12 protein-coding genes and 1 other annotated feature (1 of these 13 running past the window's edge) are annotated in these 11,609 nt (G+C 54.4%); all 12 genes read left to right on the top strand.

From position 1 onward, the window contains the following. Nucleotides 1-3: a sequence feature (ribosomal protein L21 leader region), on the top strand; it begins 85 nt to the left of the window's first position. 13 nt (nt 4-16) lie between these two features. The 12 genes from rplU (at nt 17) to MJ257_RS15980 (ending at nt 11,325) form a co-directional block, all read left to right on the top strand. Then, nucleotides 17-328: a 50S ribosomal protein L21 gene (rplU, locus tag MJ257_RS16035; protein WP_059040908.1), complete on the top strand. Its 312-nt coding sequence runs from the start codon at nt 17-19 to the stop codon at nt 326-328. Between the two features lie 14 nt (nt 329-342). Beyond that, nucleotides 343-675, top strand: coding sequence for a ribosomal-processing cysteine protease Prp (locus tag MJ257_RS16030; protein WP_240270206.1), 333 nt, complete (start codon nt 343-345; stop codon nt 673-675). 18 nt (nt 676-693) lie between these two features. Next, nucleotides 694-1,005 (top strand): 50S ribosomal protein L27, encoded by a 312-nt coding sequence (rpmA, locus tag MJ257_RS16025; RefSeq protein WP_036620517.1) that lies wholly within the window; start codon nt 694-696, stop codon nt 1,003-1,005. Between the two features lie 155 nt (nt 1,006-1,160). Next, nucleotides 1,161-1,925 (top strand): Spo0B domain-containing protein, encoded by a 765-nt coding sequence (locus MJ257_RS16020; protein ID WP_240270205.1) that lies wholly within the window; start codon nt 1,161-1,163, stop codon nt 1,923-1,925. Next, complete coding sequence (gene obgE / locus MJ257_RS16015; RefSeq protein WP_240270204.1) at nt 1,916-3,229, top strand: GTPase ObgE; 1,314 nt, start codon at nt 1,916-1,918, stop codon at nt 3,227-3,229. Before MJ257_RS16020 ends, obgE begins: the two co-directional genes overlap by 10 nt. A 125-nt stretch (nt 3,230-3,354) precedes the next feature. Beyond that, nucleotides 3,355-3,792 (top strand): ACT domain-containing protein, encoded by a 438-nt coding sequence (locus MJ257_RS16010; RefSeq protein WP_240270203.1) that lies wholly within the window; start codon nt 3,355-3,357, stop codon nt 3,790-3,792. A 52-nt stretch (nt 3,793-3,844) separates the two neighbouring features. Beyond that, on the top strand, nt 3,845-5,131 hold the full coding sequence (locus MJ257_RS16005; protein WP_240270202.1) for a homoserine dehydrogenase: 1,287 nt from the start codon (nt 3,845-3,847) through the stop codon (nt 5,129-5,131). A gap of 32 nt (nt 5,132-5,163) precedes the next feature. After that, nucleotides 5,164-6,234 (top strand): threonine synthase, encoded by a 1,071-nt coding sequence (gene thrC / locus MJ257_RS16000; protein WP_240270201.1) that lies wholly within the window; start codon nt 5,164-5,166, stop codon nt 6,232-6,234. Next, nucleotides 6,231-7,187, top strand: coding sequence for a homoserine kinase (gene thrB, locus MJ257_RS15995; protein ID WP_240270200.1), 957 nt, complete (start codon nt 6,231-6,233; stop codon nt 7,185-7,187). The genes thrC and thrB overlap by 4 nt, the downstream gene beginning before the upstream one ends. Before the next feature lie 78 nt (nt 7,188-7,265). Further along, nucleotides 7,266-8,162 carry a prephenate dehydratase gene (gene pheA / locus MJ257_RS15990; protein WP_240270199.1) on the top strand — a complete coding sequence of 299 codons (897 nt, stop codon included), beginning with the start codon at nt 7,266-7,268 and terminating at the stop codon, nt 8,160-8,162. Then, entirely contained in the window at nt 8,162-9,040 is an 879-nt protein-coding gene (gene ilvE, locus MJ257_RS15985; protein ID WP_240270198.1) for a branched-chain-amino-acid transaminase, read from the top strand. Before pheA ends, ilvE begins: the two co-directional genes overlap by 1 nt. A 164-nt stretch (nt 9,041-9,204) precedes the next feature. Continuing rightward, nucleotides 9,205-11,325, top strand: coding sequence for a LysM peptidoglycan-binding domain-containing protein (locus MJ257_RS15980; protein ID WP_240270197.1), 2,121 nt, complete (start codon nt 9,205-9,207; stop codon nt 11,323-11,325). The last annotated feature ends 284 nt before the right edge of the window (nt 11,326-11,609 follow it).

Below are 11,609 nucleotides of genomic sequence, written 5' to 3'. Positions count from 1 at the left end.
GAGGAGGTGCAAGCAAATGTACGCAATTATCGAAACCGGCGGTAAACAATACCGTGTTCAAGAAGGCGATGTGCTTTACATCGAGAAATTGAACGCAGAAGACGGCGCAAGCGTAACGTTCGACCGTGTGTTGGCAGTATCCAAAGGCGAAGGATTGGTAACGGGCGCTCCATTGGTATCCGGCGCAAGTGTTACGGCGAAAGTCGAAAAACACGGCAAAGGCCAAAAAGTGATCGTTTACAAATACAAACCTAAGAAGAACTACCACAAGAAGCAAGGTCATCGTCAACCTTACACGAAAGTAACGATCGAGAAAATTCAAGCGTAAGAAGGTGCGGTAATTTGATTATCGTCTCCATATTGCGCCGGAAAGATAACGGCATCGCGGGCTTTGAGGTGGAAGGCCATGCCGGCTTCGCTAAGGCGGGTGAGGACATCGTCTGTGCAGGCGTTTCGGCCGTGACCGTGGGAACGGTCAATTCGATCGAGGCGTTGACGGGCATTGTGATGGACTCCAGGATGAAGAACGGCTTTCTCAGCGCGAATCTTCCTGCTGCGGATGGAACGGAAGCCGGAGAACAAGCGCAATTGCTGCTTGCCTCGCTTGTCGTTATGCTGAAGAGTATCGAAGAATCATACGGGAAGTATATTCAGATACAGGACGTCATTATTTGAAGAAGGAGGTAGACTACAATGTTGAAATTGGATCTCCAGTTATTCGCTTCCAAGAAGGGCGTAGGCTCCACGAAGAACGGACGCGACAGCATCGCGAAACGCCTTGGCGTGAAACGTGCTGACGGTCAAGTCGTAACGGGCGGAAGCATTCTCGTTCGTCAACGCGGAACGAAAATTCACCCGGGCACGAACGTAGGCATCGGTTCGGACGATACGCTGTTCGCGAAAGTCGACGGCGTCGTGAAATTCGAACGTTGGGGTCGCGATCGCAAAAAAGTGAGCGTCTACCCTGTGGAAACCGCTCCTGTAGCGGCTACAGTCGAAGCTTAAGACCCTATAAGCAAGAGCCCTGGCACCTTGGTGTCGGGGCTTATTTTTTTTTACATACATAACGGGAGCGAACTTGGTTTAGGTATGTTATACTGGGTAGTGATGCCAGGGTGGGAACTTTATTCCGCCCAATTTGTTAGAGGAACGGGGAAAATATGAAACATCGGTTCATGGTGAGGGCGATGTTCGTGCTGCTGGCGGCCGTTAGCCTGACACTTGCTTATTTCCTGAAATCGCCGATCGGACAGGTTCTTCTGTGCGGGGCTCTTTTCGTGTTGTTTTGGGTTTACGTTCGGCATCTTCGGAAAACGGCCGAAATCGAGCGGAAGCATTTGCTCGAGTCGGTCCAACGAACGGCCTCCGCGACGTTAGGTCATCATCGTCACGATTGGATGAACGACCTGCAGATTTTGTACGGGTATATTCAGCTTCGGAAAATTGATAAACTGGCCGATTGCGTGGAAAGAATAAAAGGACGAATGGCCGTGGAGAGCAAAATCTCCAGGCTTGGCATTCCGGCTTTGGTCTTCTATTTGCAATCGTTCCGCGAGGTGAACGGGTCGGTACAGCTCGACGTTGATATTGAAGACGAACTGCAGTTGGACAGCTTGCTTACCGCGGATGAGGCGGAAGAATTGACGGAAGCCATCGTGGAAACGGTGCGAGCATTTCAGTTTAGCGGACGATCCTCCTGGGGAGAGACGCTTCAGTTAAAGATGTCGATGTATCGCGAAGGCGGCGAAGTGTTGGTTCGATTTGATCAGGCAGGCCTGGCAGGGAACCCAGAGGCCCTTGCCCGTCACATTGATGAGGGAATAGCGGGAATGCGGGTACGGGCAGAACGGGGCGATGCGGAGAGCGGTACGCTGCGGCTTCGGGTGCCTTGCGGAAAAATAAACGAGGTGAACGCATGTTTGTAGATAAAGCGAAAATTTATGTCAAAGGGGGCGACGGCGGCGACGGGCTCGTGGCTTTTCGCCGGGAGAAATACGTGCCCGAGGGCGGACCGGCCGGCGGCGACGGTGGCAAAGGCGGCGACGTGATTTTTCGCGTCGACGAGGGCCTGAGAACGCTGATGGATTTCCGCTATCAGCGGCATTTCAAGGCGCAGCGCGGAGAGAAAGGGCGGAACAAGAGCCAACATGGGGCCAATGCGGAGAATATGATCGTACGGGTTCCTCCGGGAACGGTCGTCATCGACGATGATACCCAGGAGGTGCTTGCCGATTTGACGCGCCACGGACAGCAGATTGTCGTCGCCCGCGGTGGACGGGGCGGACGCGGCAACATTCGGTTCGCTACGCCAAACAACCCGGCGCCCGAGCTGGCAGAACATGGCGAAGAGGGCCAGGAACGCTGGGTTGTGCTGGAGCTGAAGGTGATGGCCGATGTCGGACTCGTTGGGTTCCCGAGCGTCGGAAAGTCGACGTTGTTGTCGGTCGTATCGGCAGCCAAGCCGAAAATCGGTGCTTACCATTTTACAACGATTACTCCAAATCTTGGGGTCGTCGAGGTGGGCGACGGGCGCAGCTTCGTGATGGCGGATTTGCCCGGGTTGATCGAAGGCGCTCATGAAGGCGTCGGCCTGGGTCATGAATTCTTGCGCCATGTGGAACGGACGCGGTTAATCGTCCATGTCGTCGACATGGCTGGTTCGGAAGGGCGCGACCCGTTTGAGGATTGGCAGAAAATCAACGATGAGCTGCGGCAATACAACGCAGATTTGGAGAAACGTCCGCAAATCGTTGCCGCCAATAAGATGGATATGCCCGAAGCCGCGGAGCATCTCGCGAAATTCCGCGAGGAAGTCGCCAAAGTGCGCGGAGAGCTGGAAATCCTGCCGATTTCCTCGCTGACCCGTCAGGGCATTCAGGAGCTGTTGTACCGCGTATCCGATTTGCTGGAACAAATTCCGGAAGCTCCGGCCATCGAAGAAGTTACCGAGTTGGCGGAACGCAAAATTTACAAATTGGATAAAACGGAAGACGACAGCTTTACGATCCGCCGCGAGAATGAGACGTTTGTGGTGGAAAGCGCGAAGATCGAGCGGATGATGAAGCGGATGCAGCTGAATTCCCATGACGCGATCCTGAAGCTGGCACGTACGCTGCGGCATATGGGGGTCGACGATGAGCTGCGTAAGCGGGGAGCTAAGGACGGTACGTTGGTTCGCATCGGTGATTTTGAGTTCGAATTCGTCGAAGGCAGCAGCTACTATTATTGATGTAAAAGAGCACCTTTTGGGTGCTTTTTTTACTATCGGGCGGGATAAAAAGCATTGCCACTCCGCCGTATTTCCGTTATAATGTCCACTATACGAAAACAAAGGTCTCTAAGGAGAGGACGTTCGTGAAAGAGCACTATTATTTGGTACGTGAAGATATCTTGCCCGAAGCGGTGGTCAAGACTCTGCAGGTGAAGCAGCTGCTCGCTTCCGGGGATGCGAAAACGGTGCACGAGGCCGTGGCTCAGGTGGGGTTGAGCCGCAGCGCTTTTTATAAATACAAGGACGGCATTCATCAATTAAATCAAATCGAACGGGAAAGCATCGTAACCATCTCTTTTGATTTGGAGCATCGGTCGGGGATCTTATCGAAGGTGCTTTCGCTGATCGCCGGTTCCGGCGGCAACGTATTGACGATTAATCAAAGCATTCCGCTGCAAGGCAAAGCCAATGTCGTGATCTCCGTGGAAACCTCGCGATTGACCGAGGAGCTGGACGTGATGCTGAATTCGCTGCAAGGCATCCCGGGCGTAAGAAGAACGCAGATTGTTGGGCAAGGATAAGAGAAGAAGCCAAACGGGAACACCCGGATTTGGTTAACGGGAGGGGACGGCTGTGAAGGCTGTGAAAGTAGGACTGCTCGGACTCGGCACGGTGGGGACCGGCGTCGTCCGGATCTTGGAAGGACATCAGGAGGATCTCAGCAGTCAGGTCGGTTCGCCGATCGTCATCGAGAAAATCGCCGTCAAAACGTTAGAGAAAACGCGCAGCATCGACGTGGATCCGCGAAAGCTGACGGAAGATCCCTGGTCGGTCATCCGTGACCCGGAAATCGACGTCATCGTGGAAGTGATGGGCGGCGTCGATCAGACGAAAGCTTATATCCTGGAGGCGCTGGAACGCGGCAAGCATATCGTGACCGCCAACAAGGATTTGATGGCGTTGTACGGCTCGGAGATTCTGGCCAAGGCGATGGAGCATCAATGCGACGTATTTTACGAAGCGAGCGTGGCGGGCGGGATTCCGATCATCCGCACGTTGATTGAAGGTTTTTCCTCCGACCGGATCATGAAAATCATGGGGATCGTCAATGGGACGACCAATTATATATTGAGCAAAATGAGCCAGGAAGGCGCCTCTTACGAGGATGTCCTGAAGGAAGCGCAGCAACTTGGATACGCGGAGTCGGACCCGACCTCCGACGTGGAAGGGCTGGACGCGGCCCGCAAGATGGCCATTCTCGGGACGCTGGGCTTCCGCACCAACGTGGAGCTTGGCGATGTGCACGTCCGGGGGATTTCTTCGGTGTCGAAGGAAGATATTTTATATGCCAAGCGCCTCGGGTACGAGATGAAGCTCCTTGGCATCGCCGAACGGCAAGACGACGAATTCAGCATTACGGTACAGCCGACGATGGTCAAGAAGACACATCCGATCGCTGCAGTAAACGGCGTATATAATGCGGTTTACGTCTACGGGGAAGCGGTGGGCGAAACGATGTTCTACGGCGCGGGGGCGGGAGAAATGCCGACGGCTACCTCCGTGGTCGCGGACCTGGTCGCCGTCGTCAAAAACCTGAAGCTTGGCGTTAACGGCTTGAAGGCGATCGTTCCGTATAAGCCGAAGAAGCTGAAAACGGACGCACAAATCGCCTACAAAAACTTCCTGTTGCTTCACGTTGACGATAAAGCCGGCGTCCTGGCGCAGATCACCCAAGTATTCGCCGAATACGAGGTTAGCTTGGAGTCGGTCGTGCAAACGCCGAATACGAATTTGAGCGGCGCAGAGATCATGATCGTGACGCATAACGCCAGCAAGGCGAGCATGAATAAGGTTCTAGCCCATTTCGAATCGCTGGATGTCATTCATCGAATCAAAAGCGTGTATCGCGTAGAGGGATAATACCATTAATCAGATAAAGGAGTTCTTATTGGATGAGATATCTCGGATTGCTGGAAACGTACAAGGAATATTTGCCGGTGAACGACAAAACGCCGAAGCTGACGCTGCAGGAAGGCAATACCCCGCTGGTTCGCGCGGAGAACCTGTCGAAGGAGCTGGGGCTTGACCTTTATTTCAAATATGAAGGGTTAAATCCTACCGGCTCCTTTAAGGACCGCGGCATGGTCATGGCCGTCGCCAAAGCGGTGGAGGAAGGCAGCCGCACGATCATGTGCGCCTCCACGGGAAATACTTCGGCAGCCGCAGCGGCATACGCCGCACGTGCAGGGATCGATTGCATCGTACTGATCCCGAACAACAACATCGCTCTCGGCAAGCTGGCCCAAGCGATGATCTACGGCGCGAAAGTGATCGCGATCGAAGGGAACTTCGACCGGGCGCTCGAAATCGTGCGCGACATCACCGCCAAACATCCGATCACGCTGGTGAATTCGGTGAACCCGTACCGCATCGAAGGTCAGAAGACGGCGGCTTTCGAGGTTTGTGATCAACTGGGGAAAGCACCTGACGTACTAGCGATTCCGGTCGGCAACGCCGGTAACATTTCCGCCTACTGGAAAGGCTTCAAGGAATATCATGAACGCGGCAAATCGGCTTCCTTGCCGCGGATGGTCGGCTTCGAAGCCGAAGGCGCAATGGCCATCGTCAAAGGCGAGCCGATTCTGGAGCCGGAGACGGTTGCGACCGCCATTCGCATCGGCAATCCGGCCAGCTGGAAGACGGCCGTCGCGGCCGCGGAGGAATCCGGCGGGCAAATCAACTACGTTACGGACGATGAAATTCTTGACGCATACCGCACCATCGCCGCTAAGGAAGGGATCTTCGCGGAGCCGGCTTCGGCGGCTTCTATCGCCGGCGTTTATAAATTGCATCGGGAAGGTTATTTCAAAGGCGGCGAGACGGTCGTCTGCGTGCTGACCGGGCACGGCCTGAAAGACCCGAACATCGCCATCAAGAGCATCGGCGGCGAACCGCTTGTCGTGCAGGACACGGAAGAAGCGGTCCTGGATGCGATCGCCAAGCTGCAAGGAGCGCGGGCATGATTCGCCGGGAAGGCGTCCGGGTCAAGGTGCCGGCAAGCACGGCGAACTTGGGCCCTGGCTTCGATACGCTTGGCATGGCGCTTAACCTTTATTCCTGGATCGAAATGAAACCGGCCGCTTCCACGGTTTTTCGCCTGCATGGGGGAAACCTGGAAGGACTGCCGACCGATAAAAGCAATCTGGTGTATCAAGTGGCGCAATCGGTGTTTGCGGAAGCCGGCGTGATCTTGCCGGAACTGGAAATCTCGATGAAATCGGATATTCCGCTGACCCGCGGGCTTGGCAGCAGCGCTTCGGCGATCGTCGGGGCGCTGTTTGCCGCCAACCTGCTGATCGGCGAGCCTTTGAGCCAAGCCAAGCTGTTCGACATGGCCACGGCTCTGGAGAAGCATCCGGACAACGTGGGCGCATCCCTGTTCGGCGGGATCATCACCGCCGTCTGGGACGGATCGCACGCGGATGTGCTGCGCATCGAGCCGCCGGCCGATCTGGAGGTGCTCGTGGCCATCCCTGATTTTCAGCTGTCCACGTCCAAGGCGCGCGAGGCGCTGCCCAAGCAGATCAGCCTGCAGGACGCAGTGTACAACGTCAGCCGCACGTCCCTGCTCACCGCGGCGCTAGCCGCAGGCCGGTTAGACTTGATTCCGGCCGCCATGCGCGACCGGCTGCATCAGCCCTATCGGGCTTCGCTCGTGCCCGGCATGGCCCGGATCCTCGAGGAGGCGACGGCCCACGGAGCCTTGGGCGCCGCTTTGAGCGGGGCCGGCCCGACGTTGCTCTGCCTGACGGATCGCCGTCAGGGAACGGACGATCAGCTTGAGTCGTTCCTGTTGGAGGTGCTCGGCGAACAAGGCATCGCTGCGCAGACGATGCGGCTGAAACCTTGCACATTGGGGGCCGTGGAGCTTACTATGGAGAGTGAAGGTTCATTTTTGGATTACATCCAGGCTTGAGTGGGCGGGAGGATCGGCTGCGTTCAATAAATTTGGAGCACCTGAACGTTGGATGAAGTTAGGGAGTGAGTTGCGGAGATGAAACGAATAGCATTGCTGCCGGAAGGCTCGGTATCCCATGAAGCGGCGCTGCACCTATTCGGCGACGAGCCGGTGGAGCTGCTTCATTTCAAGCAGATTTCCGACGTATTCTTGGCTACGGCCAGCGGCCACAGCGATTACAGCGTCATTCCGATGGAGAATACGATCGAAGGCTCCGTTAGCCTTCATATGGATTGGCTTGTCCATGAGGTGGATATTCCGATGCAGATCGAATGGGTGTACCCTTCCGTGCAGAATTTGATCGGCAAGCGGGAAGAGTTCCAATCGGCCGATCAACCCGGCGATATCGATTACGCCAAAGTGACGAAGGTGTTGTCCCATCCGGTTGCGATGGCCCAGTGCCTGCAATTTATCCGCTCGCGGATGCCCCGGGCGGAGTTGGAGCATTCCGGCAGCACTTCGGAAGCGGTGGAATTGGTGAAGAAAAATCCGGGACAAGGTTGGACGGCGATCGGGACGGCGCTCGGAGCCAAACGTCATGGTTTGGATGTCCTGGCCAGCCAGGTGACGGACCACGACAACAACTATACCCGGTTTGTTCTGATCGGCCCTCGGCCGCTGGAGCCGGAGATCCCGGCAGCCCAAAACAAAACGAGTCTGCTCGTAACGCTGCCGGAGGATTTTCCAGGTGCTTTGCATCAGGTATTGTCCGCGTTTGCATGGCGTAAACTGAATTTGTCGCGCATTGAGTCGCGCCCTACCAAGAAAAGGCTCGGCAATTACTATTTTATTATGGATGTGCTTGAGTCGCTCGATACCGTGCTGCTTAGCTCAGCGATTGGGGAAATCGAAGCCTTGGGCTGTCAAGTACGCGTGCTGGGGAGTTATCCCAGCTTATCGTTTGGAGAACAAAAAGCGGAGGTGCCAAAATAATGGCAGAACAATGGATTTACTTAGATGGACAATTCGTAACCAAAGATCAAGCAAAGGTTTCCGTATATGATCATGGATTTTTGTACGGGGACGGCATTTTCGAAGGCATCCGCATTTATAACGGAAATATTTTTAAATGCAAGGAGCATCTGGACCGTCTTTACGATTCGGCCAAATCCATCATGCTGGAGATTCCGCTGACGTACCAGGAAATGGAGAACGCGCTTGTCGAGACGCTTCGCCGCAACGAGCTGCGTAACGGCTACATCCGTCTGGTTGTTTCCCGCGGCGCCGGCAACTTAGGTTTGGATCCGAACCGCTGCCCGAAGGCATCGGTCGTCATTATCGTCGAGCAGCTCGCGATCTATTCGGAAGAAGCCTACAAAACGGGGTTGAAAACCGTCTCCGTATCGACGCGCCGCAACATCCCGGACGCCTTGAATCCGAAAATCAAATCGCTGAACTATTTGAACAACATTTTGGTGAAAATCCAGTCGAACCTGTCGGGTGCGGGCGAAGCAATTATGCTGAACGCGCAAGGATACGTGACCGAGGGCTCGGGCGACAATATTTTCATCGTCAAAAACGGAATGATCACCACCCCTCCTTGTTATTTGGGCGCGCTGGACGGAATTACCCGCCAGGCGATCATCGAGATTTGCCGCAAAAAGGGCTACAGCATCCAGGAGCAGCCGTTTACGCTTCACGATGTTTATGTCGCTGACGAAGTGTTCCTGACGGGGACGGCTGCCGAAGTTATCGCCGTTCGCGAAGTTGATGGCCGTATTATCGGCGAGGGGCATGCCGGCCCGATTACGTTGAAGCTGCTGGAGGAATTCCGCGCGATCGTGGATCAGGACGGATTGAAGGTTTGGTAGACCCTCGGTAGACGCGGGTAAGAATCCTATTTTCCTTGACTTAGAGGAAGATAGGATTTTTTCTTTTCCAGGATGTCAAAAACCGGGCTCCTGCATAGGATGTAATAAATGGGCCCCGGGCGATCATCACGTACCGGAGAAGAAACCTAGGAGGTCTTTATCGCGTGAAAATCCATATTGTGAAAAAAGGCGATACTTTGTTTGAACTCTCAAAAAAGTATAACGTGCCTCTGGAGAAATTGATCGAAGCCAACCCGCAGATCGCGAATCCGAATCAGTTAAACGTCGGCGACAAAGTGAAGATTCCGGCCGTGGCCGTGCCGATCGGCGGTGAACCGGGCAATATTTACAAGCACGTCGTGAAGCAGGGGGACACGTTGTGGAAACTGTCCAAAGCTTGGGGCTTGCCTTTGCAGAACCTGATTGCGGCTAATCCTCAGCTTAACGATCCGAACCCGTTAAAGGTAGGGGATATCGTGAACATTCCTACGGGTTCGGGAGCACCCGCCGGGGGAGCCGACAACCCGTCAGGAGCGAATACGGGCATGTTGCCGGCGCAAACCGGAAAGAAAAACACGGCTCCCATTGCAGGCGCGGGAACGAAGGTTCCAACCGGCGTCAAGCCGGAAATGACGGCGCCCAAACCTCCGAAAGTGGAGGCGCCGAAAGTAGAGGTACCGAAGATAGAGCCTGTTCAAAAGGAGAAACCGAAGGAAGAACCGATGAAGGTGGAGCCGGTCAAGGTAGAGCCGCCGAAGCAGCAACCGGTGCATGTAGAGCCGCCTAAAGCGGTACCGATGGAGATTAAAATCGAAGTGGAGCAAATTCAATACGAATCCACCAAACTCCAGCCGATCCATTATGAACCTCAAAAGCATGAACCGGTCAAGGTCGAACCCTATCACTATGGACCGATGAACATTGCTCCCGCGAACTATGGACCGATGAACATCGCCCCTGTGAACTATGGACCAACGAATGTCAGCCCTGCTGCAAATGTGCCGATGAAAGGTGAACCAACGGGAGTTAGCCCGTATGGATATGAGCCGATGAAAGGCGAGCCAACGGGAGTCAGCCCGTATGGATATGAGCCGATGAAAGGCGAGCCAACGGGAGTCAGCCCGTATGGATACGAACCGATGAAAGGCGAGCCGACGGGAGTCAGCCCGTATGGATACGAACCGATGAAAGGCGAGCCGACGGGAGTCAGCCCGTATGGGTATGAGCCGATGAAAGGCGAGCCAACGGGAGTCAGCCCGTATGGGTATGAGCCGATGAAAGGCGAACCGACGGGAATCAGCCCGTATGGGTATGAGCCGATGAAAGGTGAGCCAATGGGAGTCAGCCCGTATGGGTATGAGTCGATGAAAGGCGAACCTACCGGAGTTAGTCCTTACTCTTATGGGCCTAATGTGCAACCAAACGTATACGCTAATCCTTCCTATCCTAATTCCAATATGCTGCCGTTCTATCCAACGCAACAATCACCGATGATTCTTCCGGCCATGGGTTACGCCCCGTCGCCTTGCGGATGCTCGGGAACGTCCCCGTACCCGTATGCGGCCCCGGAAGCCTATCCTCCCTTTTATCAATATCCGATAGCGGCTGAACCGGTATCGGCCAATTACGGGAGTCCTTCAATTCCGCCAGCGCTGTCGCCTATGGAAGGGGAGTATCCGGGGATATCGAACGTTCACGCTCCTGCCTCACAGATGCCCGATTTGGGAGGGATGAGTCCATATACGAATCAGGCACCCAATTCGGGTTATCAGCCGTACGGGATCTCTCCGGAAGCCGTATCCCCGAAATCATATGGAAACACCTTTCATCCGCAAGCGATGGATTGGGGACATCAACCGGGATATATGCCTTGCTACGGCCCGCCCGTTCCAGGTTATCCTACGTCGGTAATGCCTGCAGCCTATTCCGCTCCATCCATGCCCGGATACCCGATGGCCTATCCTGAAGCGAACAACCAGGCTCCGATTTCTTACGAACCCCTGAAAGGTGAAATTGGAGGGATCGAGAATATGAAGGGGCACTTCGATCGGGAGGCACAAGTCTCGGATTCCAGTGACGAATTGGAGGATAGCGGGCAAAAAAAAACGGAAACCAAATCTAAAACGCAAACTTCTTCCAAGAAAAGCGCAAAAATTTCAGGCAGCCTTGATTCGCAATCAGCCTCGAAAAAACAAAGTAAATCCAGCGCTGGAACGGCTTCTAAAAAAACGCGGCAACGGACCAGCAAAGCAAGTGGACGGCGGAATCCATGGATCAATGAATAATGGGAATGCGGAGCAGGGGGATCTCCTTCCCCCTGCTCTTCTTTAGGAATGCCTCCATTCATTTCCTTAGGGTTAGGACTTGAGCCCGCACGCGGAATGTGATATATTAAATGTCCCCCCGAAAGCTACTAAAAAATATTGGTTTGAGGGAGGAGCAATAGAGAGAAACGAAATGCCAGACACTTGGAACAAAATGCTAAATAAAAAGTGCTTGATATTCGGTTCTCGATATGTTATATTATTTAAGTCGCCGCTGAAACACAGCGATGAACGAAAGAACGAAG

It is taken from the genome of Paenibacillus timonensis, assembly GCF_022427145.1.
GTDB classification, from domain to species: domain Bacteria; phylum Bacillota; class Bacilli; order Paenibacillales; family Paenibacillaceae; genus Fontibacillus; species Fontibacillus timonensis.
The sequence above is the reverse complement of the archived record's forward strand: the minus strand, read 5'-3'. Positions and strand labels throughout refer to the sequence as shown.

Bases quoted from the DNA above. Each gene is read 5' to 3' on its own strand.
- ilvE (WP_240270198.1), top strand. From the start codon at position 8,162: ATGGCAGAACAATGGATTTACTTAGATGGACAATTCGTAACCAAAGAT.
- thrB (WP_240270200.1), top strand. From the start codon at position 6,231: ATGATTCGCCGGGAAGGCGTCCGGGTCAAGGTGCCGGCAAGCACGGCG.
- pheA (WP_240270199.1), top strand. From the start codon at position 7,266: ATGAAACGAATAGCATTGCTGCCGGAAGGCTCGGTATCCCATGAAGCG.
- rpmA (WP_036620517.1), top strand. From the start codon at position 694: ATGTTGAAATTGGATCTCCAGTTATTCGCTTCCAAGAAGGGCGTAGGC.
- MJ257_RS16020 (WP_240270205.1), top strand. From the start codon at position 1,161: ATGAAACATCGGTTCATGGTGAGGGCGATGTTCGTGCTGCTGGCGGCC.
- obgE (WP_240270204.1), top strand. From the start codon at position 1,916: ATGTTTGTAGATAAAGCGAAAATTTATGTCAAAGGGGGCGACGGCGGC.
- rplU (WP_059040908.1), top strand. From the start codon at position 17: ATGTACGCAATTATCGAAACCGGCGGTAAACAATACCGTGTTCAAGAA.
- thrC (WP_240270201.1), top strand. From the start codon at position 5,164: ATGAGATATCTCGGATTGCTGGAAACGTACAAGGAATATTTGCCGGTG.